Below are 16,132 nucleotides of genomic sequence, written 5' to 3' on the forward strand. Positions count from 1 at the left end.
GCGGTCAACCAGCTCGGCGATGCGTTCGCGATTCGGCTCAATGCCGACGGCGCAGTGGTCGTTAAAGCTCACCATGCCATCGGCCAGCAGGCGCACGCTTTGCAAAAAGTTGTGCGCCACCATGGGCCGGAACACATTGAGCTCGAAGTTGCCCGAGGCACCGCCGAAGTTGATGGCCACGTCGTTGCCGAACACCTGTGCCGCCAGCATGGTGACGGCTTCGCTCTGCGTCGGGTTGACCTTGCCCGGCATGATGGACGAGCCGGGCTCGTTCTCGGGAATGCTGAGCTCGCCGATGCCGCTGCGCGGGCCGCTGGCCAGCCAGCGCACATCGTTGGCGATTTTCATCATGCTGGCGGCGAGTGTCTTGAGGGCGCCGTGCGCATGCACCAGGCCGTCGACCGAGGCCAGCGCCTCGAACTTGTTGGGTGCAGTCACAAAAGGCAGGCCTGTCAGCGTGGCCAGTTCGGCCGCCACTTGCTCCGCATACCCCTTCGGTGCATTCAGCCCCGTACCAACGGCAGTACCGCCGAGTGCCAGTTCATACAGGTGCGGCAAGGCGGCACGCACATGCTTTTCGCCGTGGTCAAGCTGCGCGACATAACCCGAGAATTCCTGGCCCAGGGTGAGTGGTGTCGCATCCTGCAGATGGGTACGCCCAATCTTCACGATGGTGCCGAAGTCTTGGGCTTTTTGCGCCAGCGTCGCGCGCAACTTCGCAATCGCTGGCAGGAGCTTGTGGGTCATGGCCTCTACAGCGGCAACATGCATGGCGGTAGGAAACACATCGTTGGACGACTGGCTGCGGTTGACATCGTCATTGGGATGCACCAGGCGGCCCTCGCCGCGCTCGCCGCCCAGAATTTCGCTGGCGCGATTGGCCAGCACTTCATTGACGTTCATGTTGGTCTGCGTACCGGAGCCCGTCTGCCATACCACCAGGGGGAATTCGTCCGCATACCCGCCCGCGATCACCTCGTCGGCTGCGGCCACGATGGCTTTGGTTTTTTTCTCGTCCTGAAGGCCCAACGCATGGTTGACCCTGGCCGATGAGCGCTTGACCTGCGCCAGCGCCTTGATGATTTCACGTGGCTGCTGCTCGCCCGAGATGTCGAAATTCTGCAGCGAGCGCTGCGTCTGCGCACCCCAGAGTTTGTTGGCCGGCACCTCGATAGGGCCAAAGGTATCGCGCTCCGTGCGCGTGCTGCTTGTCGTCATGGAAATATCCTGCGCGTCAAAAAAGATGGTTAAGAGTCCTAGTATGACCGCAGACGAGAAAGATTCTCATCTGAAGGGTTTTGGATCCTCTCGCCCGACATGCCCGAGTCGCCCGCCCAAGGGCGGATAATTGCGGGGTTTGCCCGAAATTTCCCCGAAACGCCCTCATAACGACGACCCACCATGACCACGATCAAGCAAGCCGACCTCATCGAATCCGTAGCCGCTGCCCTGCAGTACATCAGCTACTACCACCCCACCGACTACATCGCCCACCTGGCGCGCGCCTATGAGCGTGAGCAAAGCCCGGCCGCCAGGGATGCGATTGCACAGATCCTCACCAACAGCAAGATGAGCGCGACGGGCCAGCGCCCGATCTGCCAGGACACCGGCATCGTCAACGTGTTCCTCAAGGTCGGCATGGACGTGCGCTGGGAAGGCTTCACCGGCAGCATTGACGACGCCATCAACGAAGGCGTGCGCCGTGGCTACAACCACCCTGACAACACCTTGCGCGCCTCTGTGGTGGCCGACCCGCAGTTCGACCGCAAGAACACCAAAGACAACACACCGGCCGTGATCTTCACCGAGCTCGTGCCCGGCAACAAGATCGACGTCACCGTGGCGGCCAAAGGCGGCGGCAGTGAAAACAAAAGCAAGATGGTCATGCTCAACCCCGGCGACTCGGTGGTCGACTGGGTGCTCAAGACCGTGCCCACCATGGGCGCAGGCTGGTGCCCGCCCGGCATGCTGGGCATCGGCATTGGCGGTACTGCCGAAAAAGCCGTGCTGATGGCCAAGGAAAGCCTGATGGACGACCTGGACATGTACGAGCTCCAAGCCAAATCGTCTTCTGGCGCCAAGATGACCAAGACCGAAGAGCTGCGACTTGAACTGTTTGAGAAGGTCAACGCGCTGGGCATAGGCGCGCAAGGCCTGGGCGGCCTCACCACCGTGCTGGACATCAAGATCAAGATGTACCCGACGCACGCGGCCAGCAAGCCTGTCGCGATGATCCCCAACTGCGCCGCCACGCGCCACGCGCACTTCGTGATGGACGGCAGCGGCCCGGTCTACCTGGACCCGCCTTCGCTGGATCTCTGGCCCAACGTGAACTGGACGCCCGACTACAAGAAGAGCAAAAAGGTCGATCTCAACACGCTGACCAAAGAAGAAGTTGCCAGCTGGAAGCCCGGCCAGACCTTGCTGCTCAACGGCAAGATGCTGACCGGCCGCGACGCGGCGCACAAGCGCATTCAGGACATGCTGGGCAAGGGCGAAAAACTGCCGGTGGATTTCACCAACCGCGTCATCTACTACGTCGGCCCGGTCGATCCAGTGCGCGATGAAGCCGTAGGACCTGCCGGCCCGACCACTGCCACCCGCATGGACGGCTTTACTGAAATGATGCTGGCCGAGACCGGTTTGATTTCAATGATCGGCARGTCCGAGCGCGGCCCGGTCGCCATCGAAGCCATCAAGAAGCACAAGAGCGCTTACCTGATGGCCGTCGGCGGTGCGGCCTACCTGGTCAGCAAGGCCATCAAGACCGCCAAGGTGGTGGGCTTTGCCGACCTGGGCATGGAAGCGATCTATGAGTTCGACGTGATTGACATGCCCGTGACCGTGGCGGTGGATGCGGGCGGCACCAGCGCGCACATCACCGGCCCAGCCGAGTGGCAAAAGAAAATCGCCACCGGCGAGTTCAAAAACATTCCCGTCGCAGCCGCGTGAGCGAAGGCCATGCCGGCGCCGACCGGCCGGTCGGCGTGTTCGACAGCGGCGTGGGCGGCCTTAGCGTCTTCAAGGCATTGCGGGCCGAATTGCCCGCGGAGTCCTTCGTCTACCTGGCCGATGCGGGCTTCGCGCCTTATGGCGAGCGCGGCGACGCTTTTGTCATTGAGCGCACGCGCGCCGTCGTGCGCAAATTGCGCGAAGAGCATGCGATCAAGGCACTGGTGATCGCGTGCAATACCGCGACGGCCGCCGCCGTTCACCTCGTACGAACCGAGCACCCAGACTTGCCGCTGGTCGGCGTCGAACCGGCGCTCAAGCCGGCCGTCGCGTTGAGCAAGACACGCCGCATCGGCGTGATGGCGACGCGCGGCACGGTGGCAAGCGCCAAGCTGCGCGCCCTGCACGATTCGCTGAAAGGCCAGGCCGAGTTCATCCTGCAGCCGTGCGACGGGCTGGCCGATGCGATCCAGAACCATGATGTTGCGCAGATCGGTGCTTTATGCCGTGAATACACGCAAGCGATCGGACCCTTCGGCGGCCAGGCCGGGCAGGTCGATACCCTGGTGCTGGGCTGCACGCATTACGCCTTCGCGTGGGACACACTGCAGAAAATGGTGGGCACCGACGTTCGCCTGATCGAAACCGGCGAGCCGGTCGCGCGGCAGACACGCCGTTTGCTCGAAGCCGCCGGGCAGCTGCGGCAAGGCGCCGCATCCGGCCACATCACTTTGCTGACAACGGGTCAACAGGAGGCACTGAACGCAGCCGCACGACGCTGGCTGGGCCTGCAGCTATAGCACCACAGCGCCGGCTGGACTCGCCGGCGCTGGTACGCATCGACTCAGTGATGAGCCGAATCCGTTGAAGAACTGAAGTTATTGCGGCTTCAATCCCACGTTACGCGCCAGGGTGCGCCAGCGCTCCGACTCCGCCCGAAGGAATCCACGCAACTGGTCGCGTGAAGTACCTTTCATTTCCACGCCCAAAGCGGACATACGTTCCACCACCTTGAAATCCGACATCGCACTCAGGAGTTCGAGGCGAAGCCGCTCGGTAACTTCAAGCGGCGTGGTCGCTGGCGCAACAAGCGCCCACCATTGCGCCACATCCATGTTCTTCAAGCCGAGCTCAGTCATCGTCGGCAAGGAGCGCAGGATGGGGACGTCCGAGCGCTTGCGGCCCGTCACCGCCAGCGCCTTGACCTTTCCGGAGGCCATGAGGCTGGAGCCGGTCGCCAGCGTGGCGAAATAAGAAGACACCTGGCCGGCAGCCAGGTCCACCATCGCCGGTGCGCCGCCGCGGTAAGGCACCATGTTGAACTTGATTTTGGTTTCCTGGGAAAACAGCTCGCCCACCAGGTGGCTGATAGACCCTGTGCCGCTGTTCGCCATGGCAGGAGGCCCGCCCTTGGCGGTCGAAGAAGTTTTCAGGAAAGTCTTGAAGTCGCTGTTTTCGGGGCCCATGCCGGTAAACAGCACCATGGGCGATGTACCCACCAGCGTGATCGGCGTGAAGTCGCGCAGCATGTCGTAAGGCAGGTTGGCAACAACTGCAGGCGCGTACACGTGCGACAACTCCACGATCGCCAGCGTATAGCCATCGGGTGCCGACTTGGCGGCCTGGTCAATGCCCACGTGGCCCGCGCCACCCGGCTTGTTGTCGACGATCACGGGTTGCTTCAGCCCTTCGCTCAGCCGCTGTGCGAGCACGCGGGTAATGGCATCGGTGCTACCGCCCGTTGCCCAGGGAACGATGATCTTGATGGGCTTGTCGGGGTAGGCAGCCCATGCGGGCGCAGCGCCAAGCGCCAGGGTGGCTGCGGAACCAGCAAGCAGCGTGCGCCGCTTGATGGGGAATGTTGAAACTGACATGAACTCTCCTTGCATTGATCGGATACGCGAGACAACCCCACCTCCTCGTGGGCATCGTCAGCGTCCGGCGAGCGTACACCGCAGATGACGCATGCGCCGTGTTACCACGCAGATACAGCCGCTACTTGTGGCTCGCGTCCAACGTTTTCGCGCGTTTATTTTTTGTGATCTCACGATGCCGGAAATTCACATGCGCACACTTTTCAGCAAAGTAATTAAAAAGTCTGCAGCGCATTCGCGGATGCGTTTTCCCTCCGGAATTCCGGCCGTTTGCTTTTTCAGACGGCGCTTAAATTTCCCGATCGGCACGCGCGGCGGGGATAGCCGGGTCCGCCGCACTGCGAATCAAACCGAGGTTGGATTTCAGCATCTCGAACACCTTGCGTGTCACCGGGTTAATAACATTCTTTCGAACGAACAGGTAGTAATCAAGCTCCGGCAAACGCGGCAGTCCATCGTTTTCGCCCAGCACGCGCAGGTCGCTGCCCGCCATCTCGATACCGCGCGCAGTCACGCCCAAACCCGCACGCAGCGCAGCCTTGATGCCGATCAGGCTGGAAGCGGTATAGCTTGGCGACCAGGGAATTCCGGCGGCGTCCAGCGCCTCGCGCGCCAGCCTGTGAAATACGCTGGGGCCCTCCACCAGGATCAGCGGCACCGGCTTGGCGCGGTCATGTACGTAGCTGGCTGAGCACAACCACACCGTGGGTGAGGTACGCAGCACCACGCCGTCGAGTGCCGGGTCGTTGCGGTTCGAGATAGTCATGTCGATCTCGCCGCGCTTGAGGGATTCCATCAGGAAAGGGCTGCGCCCCACATGGATGTCGAGCTGCAACAGCGGCGAAGCACGCGCCACCTGTGCCAGCAGCGTCGGCAGCATGGTGTCGGCCACGTCGTGCGGCGCGCCTATGCGCAATACACCCTCCAGGTTGCCTTGCTGCAGGCTGCGCAAGGCATCGTCATTGATGGCCAGCAGGTGACGCGCGTAACCGAGCAGCTTTAACCCATGCGGCGTCAGGCGCTTCTGGCGCCCATGCTTTTCAAACAGCGGATGGCCGATCTGGTCTTCCAGGCGCTGCATTTGTTGCGTCACCGCCGACTGTGTTTTGCCCAGCTGGATGGCGGCACCGGCAAAGCTGTCCTGCTCGTCGATGGCCATCAGGGCCCGCAGCAATTCCAGGTCAAGGGTTTTCATTCAAAGAGTTCGACAGGATTTACTTATTACAAATACTAATGTATTTATCTCTATTTCTGAGTTGTTTCAAGAATACGCCTTGACTATATTAGGCTCAATAAACCGAAACCTCACTCAGGAAAATCTCCATGAACGCAGCAGCACAGCGTAGCCAGGTGGTTGGCGCCGCCATTCAAAACATTAAAATTATTGTTGGGAGCGGTGAAGCAAATCGCCAGTCGCTGGCCAAAGTGCTCGCGGTCTTGAACCAGCTGGCCGGCCAGAAGGAGCTGTGGAGTGCCACGGATTTCGCTGCGCCCGAAAGCCCCGAACTGCAGGCGCGCTACCTGATCGCTGAAGACGCCGACCAGAGCTTCGCGCTTTACCTCAACGTGATGCGCCCCGGCAAACGCATCGTGCCGCACAACCACACCACCTGGGCCTGCATCAGCGCGGTGGAAGGCAGCGAGCTCAACCGGGTGTACGAACGCCAGGACGATGGCTCGGTGCCGGGCAAGGCGCAGCTCAAGGAGGTCAACGCCGTGGTGGTCGAGCCCGGCACGGGCATCGCCCTGATGCCCGAAGACATCCACTCGGTGGAGATCCCGGCCGGTCAGGTGATACGCCACTTGCACATGTATGGCCGCGCGCTTGAAACGCTGAACACCCGCACCGGCTACGACCTGGAAAAAGGTACGTACGAAACCATGGGCATCGGCGTGCAGACACGCCGCTGACCCCCGCGCACCCTTACCCCCTTCCCTGAATTTCCGAACCTACACGCCCCCTATCCCATGACACGTTTTGTAGACGCGGCCACGCTGAAAGCCTGGCTGCACGATGGCGCGGAAATCGCCCTGTTTGATGTGCGCGAGCATGGCCAGTACGGCCAGTCGCATTTGTTTTACGGCATCCCCCTTCCCTACAGCCGGCTTGAACTGGACGCACCGCGCCTGGCGCCGCGCCGCAGTGTGCGGTTGGTGGTTTATGACACCGACGGCAGTGGCGCAGCACCTTTGGCCGCGCGCCGCTTCAGCGCACTCGGCTACAGCGACGTGCAGGTGCTGCAGGGCGGCACAACCGGCTGGCAAGCCGCCGGTTTCCCTCTGTTTGCCGGCGTCAACGTACCGTCCAAGACCTTCGGCGAGCTGGCCGAACAGGTCTATCACACGCCCCGCGTCAGCGCGACCGAACTTGCGGCCATGCTGGAGCGGCAAGACGACGTGGTGGTGCTCGACGGCCGGCCGTTTTCGGAATTCCGCAAGATGAACATCCCGACGGCGATCAGTTGCCCGAACGGCGAGCTGGCCCTGCGCATCCGCGACCTGGTACCCAGCGATAACACCCACATCGTGATCAACTGCGCAGGCCGCACTCGCAGCATCATAGGCGCGCAAACGCTGATCAACCTGGGCCTGCGCAACCCTGTATCGGCGCTGGAAAACGGTACCCAGGGCTGGTACCTGGCAGACTTCAAACTCGAGCACGGCGGCACGCGCCGCTACAAGGACTCGGCCCAGCCCACAGAGCCTGCCGGCATGCGTGCGGCGGCCCAGGCGCTTGCAAAGCGTTTCGAGGTACCTGTCGTCGACGCACAGACTGTGCACGGCTGGGCAGGCGACGCGACGCGCACGCTCTTTTTGTGCGATGTTCGCAGCCCCGAAGAATTTGCACGCGGCAGCCTGCCGGGCGCGCAGCACACGCCGGGCGGCCAGCTGATCCAGGCCACCGACCAGTATGTGGGCGTGCGCCAGGCCCGGCTGGTGCTGTTCGATACGGACGGCATACGCGCCCTGACGGTCGCCAGCTGGCTGCGCCAGCTGGGCCACGACGCCAGCGTGCTGGACCAGGGCCTGGCCAGTGGTCTGGCGCTGCCCGCCACGGCGCCCGTGGCCCTGCCCGCGCTGCCCGCCACCACCGCGCAGGCCCTGTCGGCCGGGCTGGCCGATGGCACCGTGGCCGCCATCGACCTGCGGCCCAGCATGCAGTTTCGCCAAAACCATATCGCGGGCACATGCTGGTCCATACGGCCTCGCCTGGCACAGGCGCTGGCCGGTGAACACCGCCCGGTGGTGCTGGTTGCCGACGAGTCCGCTGTGGCCGCCTGCGCGGCCGTTGACCTCCAGGCACTGGGCCTGAAAGCCAGCCTGCTCGAGGGCGGCCTCGATGCCTGGCGCGCCGCCGGCTTTGCGCTGCAGGCCACTGACAACATCCCGGCCGACAGCGACTGCATCGACTACCTTTTCTTCGTGCATGACCGGCACGACGGCAACAAGGAAGCTGCCCGCCAGTACCTGGCCTGGGAAGTGAACCTGATCGGGCAGTTGGACGCGCTGGAACTGAAGGCATTCCAGTTGCCCGATGCCGCGGCCGCCCACCCCGCGTAATACTGATTTGGCCCCGCGCCGCCTCATTTTTTTTATTCATCTTTTGCCCCAATTCATTCAGGAGCCCCCATGCTTGCCAAACTGAAGTTCACCGCAGCCACACTGTGCTGCGCCCTCCTCTCCGTACACGGCGCCCCCTCAGCCCAACCCATGCCGCAGGTCGGCGGCTTCCCGAACCAGGCCATCAAGTTTGTGTCGCCTTTCCCGGCCGGCGGCGGCAATGACGCCACGACGCGCTTCGTGACGAGCCGCCTGTCCGACATCACCGGACAGAGCGCCATCGTCGACAACCGCGGCGGCGCCGGCGGCAACATAGGTGCCAAGGCCGTGGCCGACGCCAAGCCGGACGGCTACACCGTGCTCACAGGCCAGGTCTCGTTGATGGCCGTCAATCCCTCGCTGTATGCCTCGCCGGGTTTTGACCCGCTGAAAAACTTCCTGCCCATCACCCAGATCAATGCCGCGCCGCTGGTGCTGGTAGTGGCCAGCAACTCGCCCCTGAAAAGTTTTGCCGACCTCGCCGCGCAGACCAAAGCCCCAGGCGGGCGAGTCACCTATGCCACGCCCGGCAATGGCACACTCTCGCACCTCGTCGGCGTGGTTCTGGAAAAAGACAGCGCCATCAGCATGACCCACGTGCCCTACAAGGGCGCGGCGCCCGCCATCACCGACCTGCTGGGCGGCCAGGTAGACGTGCTCATTACCTCCACCGCCTCGGTGTCCAGCTTCATCCAGAACGGCAAGATGCGCGCCCTGGCCGTCACCAGCCCGCGCCGCATCGGCGTCTTCACCAAGGTGCCGACGCTGGAAGAGCTGGGCTACCGCAACACCACCTTTGAAGACTGGTACGGTTTCTTCGCACCGGCGGGCACGCCGCCCGAACGCGTGGCCTACCTGCACGACAGCATCGTGCGCTCGCTCAAGTCGCCGGAAGTCAGCAAGCTGATCACCGATGGCGGCAGCGAAGTGGTAGGTAACACACCGGCAGCTTTTACCGCGCAGCTCAAGGCAGACATCGCCCGCTGGTCGCGTGTCGTCAAGCTCTCGGGCGCCAAGCTAGACTGATCCCGGATTCATCAAACCTTCCCGACATGAGCAAAAAAACACCACCGGCCATCTCATCCAACGCGTCACCCCTGACCCGCCTGGTTCACGCCGGCAAGAAGCCGGCCTATGAAGGCGGCCGGCCGGTCAACCCGGCCGTGGTGCGTGCCAGCACCGTGCTGTTCGACAACACAGCGCACCAGCGCGAGATGCGACTGCGCCGCGGCGAGGAGCGCGTGTTCACCTACGGGGCGCGCGGCAACCCGACCAACTACGCGCTGGAAGACATGGTCAGCGAGCTCGAAGGCGCGTACCGTACGCGGCTCTTCCCCACAGGCCTGGCCGCCATCGCGATGACGTTGCTGTCTTACCTCAAACCTGGTGACCACCTGCTGATGTCGGACAGCGTCTACGAACCGGCGCGCAAGCTGGTGGAGTCCTTCCTCACGCCCTACAACATCCGCTGCACCTTCTTTGCAGCCGACGGCAGCGACGTGGAAGAAAAAATCGAGCCGGGCACGCGCATGATTTATGCCGAATGCCCGGGTTCGCTGGTGTATGAAATGTGCGACCTGCCGCGCCTGGCCGGCATTGCCCGTGCGCGGGGCCTGCTGCTGGTGGCCGACAACACCTGGGGCTCGGGCTACCAATACCGGCCGCTGGCACTGGGTGCCGACGTGTCCATCATGGCGGCCACCAAATACCTGTCGGGCCACTCCGACGTGATGATGGGCACCGTGGCCACCACGCAAGCCGCCTGGCAGGCGCTCAACGAGCGCAGCGATGCCTTCGGCATGACGGTGAGCCCCGACGATGCCTACCTGGTGCTGCGCGGCACACGCAGCATGGCCGCGCGCCTGGCCCTGCATGAAAGCGGCGCCCTGAAGGTGGCGGCCTGGCTGCAAACGCGCAGCGAAGTGGCGACCGTGTTCTGCCCGGCCCTGCCCGGCCATCCAGGTCACGCCATCTGGCAACGCGACTGCAAGGGCACCAACGGCCTGTTGTCCTTCGAGCTCCAGCGCACCTTCGACCAGGCCGCCGCCGAGCGGCTGATCGACGGCCTGCGGCTGTTTGGCCTGGGCGCTTCGTGGGGCGGCTATGAAAGCCTGGTCACGATGACCAACATGCGGGGCGCGCGCAGCGTGACCGACTGGTCGGGCCATGGCCAGATCGTGCGCTTGCACATCGGCCTGGAAGACCCGGTCGACCTGATAGGCGACTTGCAACAGGGGTTTGCCGCATTGGCTGCCTGAAGGTTTTACCTCCGCGCCTTTGCCCTTCGCTTCTCCCCCAGCCTCTTTCCTCTCCCTCACTCCTTTTCATCCGCCCCCGCGGCGGCTCTCGCCTGCCCTTTTCTTTCAGGTTTGCATCACCATGCCCAGCCACGCACACCTTTGGCTCCAACGCACCCGCAGCCTCTGGCCGGGCATTGCCTCGCCGCTGCTCATCATGCTGGCCGCCACTTTCGTCTCCGAACATTACGGCGGCCCGCAACTGCTATACGCCCTGCTGTTCGGACTGGCCTTTCATTTCCTGCACGAGGACGCACGCTGCCGGCCCGGTATAGAGTTCTGCGCCAAAACCCTGTTGCGCATCGGCGTGGCCTTGCTGGGTGCGCGCATCACGCTCTCCCAAATCGGGCACTTGGGTATCGGGCCGCTGGCCACCGCGGTGCTGGGCATTGCCAGCACGATTACCCTGGGCGCCTGGCTGGCACGGCGCTTTGATTTAAAGACCGATTTCGGCCTGCTTTGCGGCGCGGCTGTTTCGATTTGCGGCGCCTCCGCAGCGCTGGCCGTGGCGGCCGTCATGCCCAAAACCGAAGAGAGCGAGCGCTACACACTGCTAACCGTTGTCGGCGTCACCGGCCTCTCGACACTGGCAATGGTTGTGTTTCCGTTGCTGGCAAAGGGTTTGCGGCTGGACGACACCGCTGCCGGCATCTTCCTGGGTGGCACCATCCATGACGTGGCGCAGGTTGTCGGCGCCGGCTTGCTGCTATCGCACGAGACTGGCGACGTCGCGGTGATCGTCAAGCTCTTTCGCGTCACGCTGCTGGTGCCTGTGGTGGCAGTGCTGGCCTGGTACTGGCGGCGGCGCAGMAGCCCCGGCGGCGATACCGGCCCGCGCACGCCGCTGCTGCCCTTCTTCCTGGTCGGCTTCATGGCGCTGGTGCTGGCCAACAGCCTGGGCGTGGTGACGCCGCGGCTCAATGAGGCGCTGGGCCATGTGTCGCGCGCGTGTCTCGTGGTCGCCATTTCAGCGCTGGGCATCAAGACCTCGTTTGAAGCACTGGTGCAGCTCGGCTGGCGGCCCATGGCCCTGATGCTGCTGGAAACCCTGTGGCTGGTCGCCGTTTTTGCGGTGTACCTGTGCATTGTCCGGTGATGATTCGGCCGGAATTTGCTATGATTTTTATAGCTGCTTGCGCTCATCCTTAAAGGGCTGGAGCCCTAAAAGGCTTAAGACTTCAAGCCAGCAGGCAAGCCGCTTCCGTCTGGTCGTCCAGGCGGCGAAGCTCAGGCACCTCTTCAGCGCAGCGCGCAACGGCCAAGGGGCAGCGCGTTCGGAACACACACCCCGAGGGCGGTGACATCGGCGACGGCAGGTCGCCCTGCAGCAGCTGGATCACCTTCTTGCGCTCCAGCGCCGGGTCGGGAATCGGGATGGCCGACAGCAACGCCTGCGTGTAGGGGTGACGCGGCGCGGCATACAACGCCTTCTTTTTCGCCACTTCCATTTCATGCCCTAGGTACATCACCAAAATGCGGTCGCTGATGTGTTTGACGACGGCCAGGTCATGCGCGATGAAGATCAGCGCCAGACCCATGGATTTTTGCAGCGCCTTGAGCAGGTTGATGATTTGCGCCTGGATCGAGACATCGAGCGCTGACACCGGCTCGTCGCAGATGATGAGCTTGGGCTCCAGGATCAGCGCCCGGGCGATACCGATGCGCTGGCACTGGCCGCCTGAAAATTCATGCGGGTAGCGGTTGATCTGCTGCGCCATCRGGCCAACGCGGCCCATCATGGCCTTGACGCGCTGCATCACTTCGGCCTCGGGCATGCGCGGGCGATGCGTGCGCAAAGGTTCGGCAATGATCTGCGCGATGGTCATGCGCGGGTCCAGCGAGGCCAACGGATCCTGGAAGATCATCTGGATGTCTGACCGCACGCCCAGCCAGGCTTGAGATGAAGCGCCCGTCATCTCCTGGCCCATCCAGACAATGTTGCCGGCGGTGGCAGGAATCAGGTTCAGCACCGCACGCGCCAAGGTGGATTTTCCGCAGCCCGACTCACCCACCACGCCCAGCGTTTCGCCCGCATGGATGTCGAAGGAAATGCCGTCCACGGCTTTCAGGATTCGCGCCGGCGACCAGGGCCAGGCGCCGCTTTTGATCCTGAAGTGCACTTTCAGGTCGCGCACCGACAAAATAGGTTGAGAGGCATCACGCATGGACGGCTCCCTTGGCCGCAAGTTCAGACACAGCCTCACTTGATTTGTGGCAAGCCCTGAGCACCGCCGGGTTGTGCAAGGCCGGCAGCAACGCGGGCATCACGTCACGGCACTGATCGCTGGCCAGCGTACAACGTTCGCTGAACGGGCAGCCCTTGGGAAGCCGCGCCATGTTGGGCGGCGCGCCTGGGATGGCGACCAGCGCTTCGTCATCCGCGTCCAGGCGCGGTATGGCACCCAGCAGGCCCACGGTATAGGGATGGGAGGCTCCATAAAAAATGCTGTCGGCACTGCCCTGCTCCATCACGCGCCCGCCGTACAGCACCATCACTTCATCGCACAGGCCCGCCACCACGCCCAGGTCGTGCGTGATCATGATGATCGCCGTTCCGAAGTCGCGCTGAAGATCGCGCAGCAAGGCGATGATTTGCGCCTGCACCGTCACGTCCAGCGCCGTGGTGGGCTCGTCGGCGATCAGCACTTCGGGCTCGCAGAGCAAGGCCATGGCGATCATCACACGCTGGCGCATGCCGCCCGAAAACTCGTGCGGGTACATGGTGATACGCCGCGCAGCTTCCGGGATCTTGACGGCGTCCAGCAGCTGGACCGACCTTGCGCGGGCGGACTTCCGGTCAAAGCCCTTGTGGAACTGCAGCACCTCGGTCATCTGCCGCTCCACCGTCAGGTAAGGGTTCAGCGACGTCATCGGGTCCTGAAAGATCATGGCCACGCGGTTGCCGCGAATCCTGTTGAGCTCGGCCGGCTTCATGGCCAGCAGGTCCTGGCCTTTGTAGAGGGCCTGGCCGGTGGCTTTGCCGTTGCCGGCGAGCAGGCCCATCATGGCCAGCACGCTCTGGCTTTTTCCGGAACCGCTTTCGCCGACGATGCCCAAAGTCTGGCCGCGCTCCAGCGAAAAATTGATGCCGTTGACGGCGTAGACAAGCCCGTCCTGGGTCTGGAACTGGACCCCGAGGTTGTTGACTTCAATCAGGCTCATGGTGCGGCTCAGCGGTCTTTGGGGTCGAGCGCATCACGCAGGCCGTCCCCGATGTAGTTGAAGCAGTACAGGGTCAACGAGAGCATGCCCGCCGGAAACAGCAGCATCCAGGGCGAGACTTCCATGACGGACGCACCGTCGTGGATCAGCACGCCCCAACTTGTCATTGGCTCCTGGATGCCCAGCCCCAGGAATGACAGCACGGACTCGACCAGGATCACGGCCGGCACGGTGACCGTGGTGTAGATCGCGACGATGCCCAGAAGATTGGGAACAATGTGCTGGAAGATGATGCGCCGTGTAGGCACGCCCAACGCGCGGGCCGCTTCAATGAACTCCTTGGAGCGCAGCGACAGCGTCTGGCCGCGCACCACGCGTGCCATGTTCATCCACGAAAATACCGTGATGGTGATCACCACCAGGTAAAAAGCCCGCCCCAATATGGTCACCATCAGGATGGCGATCAGCAAGTAAGGCACCGCGTACATCATGTCAACGACGCGCATCATGAAGGCGTCTACCTTGCCGCCTATGAAACCCGCCGTCGCGCCCCAGACAATGCCGAGCGTGACGGCCGACAGCGTCGCCAGGAAGCCCACCAGCAGCGATACGCGGCCGCCGATCAGGCTGCGCACCAGCAGGTCGCGGCCGGACTCGTCGGTGCCGAAAAAATGCCAGCCCTTGAGCATGGGCGGCAGGCTCATCGCGTCCCAGTCGGCAGCGTCAAAAGCATTGGGCAGCAGCCAGGGCCCGACGATGCAGCACAGCGTGATGAATGCCAGCAGGTACAGGCTGAACACCGCGGCCTTGTTGCGCATGAAGCGCACGCGCGCATCCGCCCAGGGGCTGCGGCCATGGATCTCGGCGTCGGCCAGCGTCTGGCCGACAGCCGTGGCGAGTTGGTCTTGTCTGGTTTTTTTTTCGAGCAGCATGCAGGCCTCTGCTCAGTACCGGATCTTCGGGTCGAGCAAGGCGTAGGCCAGGTCCACCAGCAGGTTCAGCGTGACGGCGATCACGGTCACCAGCACGACGAGGCCCAGGACCAGCGTGTAGTCGCGGTTGGCGGCGCCATTGACGATAAGCTTGCCGATGCCCGGCAGCGAGAACACCGACTCGGTCACGATGGCGGAGGTGATGGATGAAATCGCCAGGGGGCCCATGACGGACACCACCGGCAGCAGCGCGGGTTTGAGGGCGTGGCGCAGGATGACGGTGCGCATGGGCAGTCCCTTGGCGCGTGCGGTGCGGATGAAATTGCTGTGCAGCACCTCGATCAGGCTGCCGCGCATGACGCGCGCGATGGTGGCCACGTTGATGAAAATCAGCAGCAGCATGGGCAGGATCATGAAGCGCGGTGCGAAGTCATTCCAGCCCCCCGCGGGCGCCACCTTCAGCCAGACAGCGAACACCAGGATCAACACCGGGCCGATCACGAACGAGGGGAACACATGCCCGGCGTTGCCGAGCAGCATCACGAGGTAATCGACCGCACTGTTCTGGCGCACGGCGGCCACCGTGCCAAGGAACACACCGAGAAAGAAGGAGATGACGATGGCGCCCCCGCCTATCGCCGCGGACACCGGCAGCGCATTGGCCACCAACTCGTTGACCGACCAGTCGGCATAACGGAACGAGGCGCCCAGGTCGCCGTGCAGCAGGCTGTTGAGGTAATACAGGTACTGCTGCCACAGCGGCAAATCGAGGTGGTACTTGGCCTGCAGGTTGACCAGCACCGCCGCGGACACCTTGCGCTCGTCGTCAAACGGCCCGCCCGGCGTGCCGTGCAGGAGGAGATAGCAGACGGTGACAACGGCCAGCAAGGTGGGAATCGTCGCCAGGATGCGTCTGAAGGTGTAGGACCACATGGGGAATATCTCCGGGCTAGGTCTATGTCAGTGTGAGCGCCTGAACGCGTCGGCCAGGTACAGCTTAGCCCTGAAAGGCCTGCGAGGCATCAGAAAAACGTTGAAAGGCGGTGAAAAGCAGATCAAGGACAGGCAGGCGCACGGCGGCGCCCGCCATCCGGACATCAATGCTTGATGATGTACAGGTCCTTGCCGCGGTAGCGGTCCAGCGCGTTGGTGGTCGAATAACCGCCCACATAAGGCTTGACCAGGCGCGGCACGGTGTATTGCAGCAAAGGGATGATGGGATAGTCTTCCATGATCATCCTGGCGGCTTGCGTCAGCAGCGTCTTGCGCTTGGCCGGGTCCATCGACTGGTTGCCTTCATCGATCAGCGCAGAGG

The 16,132-nt window shown here is 63.2% G+C and carries 14 protein-coding genes and 1 pseudogene; 7 read left to right on the top strand and 8 right to left on the bottom strand.

Features of this window, described 5'->3' with window-relative positions:
• A partial coding sequence (gene fumC / locus AC1D1X_RS03080) for a class II fumarate hydratase (protein ID WP_477697812.1) occupies positions 1-1,218 on the bottom strand: 1,218 nt, incomplete at its 3' end.
• A 183-nt stretch (positions 1,219-1,401) separates the two neighbouring features.
• Between fumC and AC1D1X_RS03085 the strand changes: the two genes are divergently transcribed.
• Together AC1D1X_RS03085 and murI are read left to right on the top strand one after the other, a co-directional pair.
• On the top strand, positions 1,402-2,952 hold the full coding sequence (locus tag AC1D1X_RS03085) for a fumarate hydratase (protein ID WP_477697813.1): 1,551 nt from the start codon (positions 1,402-1,404) through the stop codon (positions 2,950-2,952).
• A complete protein-coding gene (gene murI / locus AC1D1X_RS03090) occupies positions 2,949-3,752 on the top strand; it encodes a glutamate racemase (protein ID WP_477669046.1) in 804 nt (267 codons plus the stop codon). Before AC1D1X_RS03085 ends, murI begins: the two co-directional genes overlap by 4 nt.
• Positions 3,753-3,830: 78 nt before the next feature.
• Here the strand turns inward: murI and AC1D1X_RS03095 are convergent, their stop codons facing one another.
• Entirely contained in the window at positions 3,831-4,826 is a 996-nt protein-coding gene (locus AC1D1X_RS03095; protein ID WP_477669045.1) for a Bug family tripartite tricarboxylate transporter substrate binding protein, read from the bottom strand.
• A 289-nt stretch (positions 4,827-5,115) separates the two neighbouring features.
• The gene (locus tag AC1D1X_RS03100; protein WP_477669044.1) at positions 5,116-6,021 is read right to left on the bottom strand and encodes a LysR substrate-binding domain-containing protein; all 906 of its coding nucleotides are present in this window, start codon (positions 6,019-6,021) and stop codon (positions 5,116-5,118) included.
• 128 nt (positions 6,022-6,149) lie between these two features.
• Between AC1D1X_RS03100 and AC1D1X_RS03105 the strand changes: the two genes are divergently transcribed.
• From AC1D1X_RS03105 to AC1D1X_RS03125, 5 genes are all read left to right on the top strand, one after another.
• On the top strand, positions 6,150-6,737 hold the full coding sequence (locus AC1D1X_RS03105; RefSeq protein ID WP_477669043.1) for a cysteine dioxygenase family protein: 588 nt from the start codon (positions 6,150-6,152) through the stop codon (positions 6,735-6,737).
• Between the two features lie 57 nt (positions 6,738-6,794).
• Complete coding sequence (locus AC1D1X_RS03110; protein ID WP_477669042.1) at positions 6,795-8,387, top strand: rhodanese-like domain-containing protein; 1,593 nt, start codon at positions 6,795-6,797, stop codon at positions 8,385-8,387.
• A 69-nt stretch (positions 8,388-8,456) separates the two neighbouring features.
• The gene (locus tag AC1D1X_RS03115) at positions 8,457-9,452 is read left to right on the top strand and encodes a Bug family tripartite tricarboxylate transporter substrate binding protein (RefSeq protein ID WP_477669041.1); all 996 of its coding nucleotides are present in this window, start codon (positions 8,457-8,459) and stop codon (positions 9,450-9,452) included.
• Positions 9,453-9,478: 26 nt separating this feature from the next.
• Positions 9,479-10,684, top strand: a complete 1,206-nt coding sequence (gene metC, locus AC1D1X_RS03120; protein ID WP_477669040.1) for a cystathionine beta-lyase — start codon at positions 9,479-9,481, stop codon at positions 10,682-10,684.
• 121 nt (positions 10,685-10,805) lie between these two features.
• The gene (locus AC1D1X_RS03125; RefSeq protein ID WP_477697814.1) at positions 10,806-11,819 is read left to right on the top strand and encodes a YeiH family protein; all 1,014 of its coding nucleotides are present in this window, start codon (positions 10,806-10,808) and stop codon (positions 11,817-11,819) included.
• An 82-nt stretch (positions 11,820-11,901) separates the two neighbouring features.
• Here AC1D1X_RS03125 and oppF read toward each other — a convergent pair whose 3' ends face one another.
• The 5 genes and pseudogenes from oppF to AC1D1X_RS03150 all read right to left on the bottom strand — a co-directional run.
• Positions 11,902-12,888, bottom strand: a complete 987-nt coding sequence (gene oppF, locus AC1D1X_RS03130; RefSeq protein ID WP_477697815.1) for a murein tripeptide/oligopeptide ABC transporter ATP binding protein OppF — start codon at positions 12,886-12,888, stop codon at positions 11,902-11,904.
• A complete protein-coding gene (locus tag AC1D1X_RS03135) occupies positions 12,881-13,885 on the bottom strand; it encodes an oligopeptide/dipeptide ABC transporter ATP-binding protein (RefSeq protein WP_477669037.1) in 1,005 nt (334 codons plus the stop codon). The genes oppF and AC1D1X_RS03135 overlap by 8 nt, the downstream gene beginning before the upstream one ends.
• An 8-nt stretch (positions 13,886-13,893) precedes the next feature.
• Entirely contained in the window at positions 13,894-14,817 is a 924-nt protein-coding gene (locus tag AC1D1X_RS03140; RefSeq protein WP_477669036.1) for an ABC transporter permease subunit, read from the bottom strand.
• Between the two features lie 12 nt (positions 14,818-14,829).
• On the bottom strand, positions 14,830-15,750 hold the full coding sequence (gene oppB / locus AC1D1X_RS03145) for an oligopeptide ABC transporter permease OppB (RefSeq protein ID WP_477669035.1): 921 nt from the start codon (positions 15,748-15,750) through the stop codon (positions 14,830-14,832).
• 164 nt (positions 15,751-15,914) lie between these two features.
• A pseudogene (locus AC1D1X_RS03150) lies at positions 15,915-16,132 on the bottom strand (peptide ABC transporter substrate-binding protein); the annotation flags it as partial.

Source organism: Polaromonas sp. P1_G4 (genome assembly GCF_056405475.1).

What these genes read in the sequence shown, in the direction of transcription:
- metC (WP_477669040.1), top strand. Translation starts at nt 9,479, where the DNA reads ATGAGCAAAAAAACACCACCGGCCATCTCATCCAACGCGTCACCCCTG.
- AC1D1X_RS03115 (WP_477669041.1), top strand. Translation starts at nt 8,457, where the DNA reads ATGCTTGCCAAACTGAAGTTCACCGCAGCCACACTGTGCTGCGCCCTC.
- AC1D1X_RS03100 (WP_477669044.1), bottom strand. Translation starts at nt 6,021, where the DNA reads ATGAAAACCCTTGACCTGGAATTGCTGCGGGCCCTGATGGCCATCGAC.
- AC1D1X_RS03095 (WP_477669045.1), bottom strand. Translation starts at nt 4,826, where the DNA reads ATGTCAGTTTCAACATTCCCCATCAAGCGGCGCACGCTGCTTGCTGGT.
- AC1D1X_RS03135 (WP_477669037.1), bottom strand. Translation starts at nt 13,885, where the DNA reads ATGAGCCTGATTGAAGTCAACAACCTCGGGGTCCAGTTCCAGACCCAG.
- oppB (WP_477669035.1), bottom strand. Translation starts at nt 15,750, where the DNA reads ATGTGGTCCTACACCTTCAGACGCATCCTGGCGACGATTCCCACCTTG.
- AC1D1X_RS03140 (WP_477669036.1), bottom strand. Translation starts at nt 14,817, where the DNA reads ATGCTGCTCGAAAAAAAAACCAGACAAGACCAACTCGCCACGGCTGTC.
- AC1D1X_RS03110 (WP_477669042.1), top strand. Translation starts at nt 6,795, where the DNA reads ATGACACGTTTTGTAGACGCGGCCACGCTGAAAGCCTGGCTGCACGAT.
- AC1D1X_RS03105 (WP_477669043.1), top strand. Translation starts at nt 6,150, where the DNA reads ATGAACGCAGCAGCACAGCGTAGCCAGGTGGTTGGCGCCGCCATTCAA.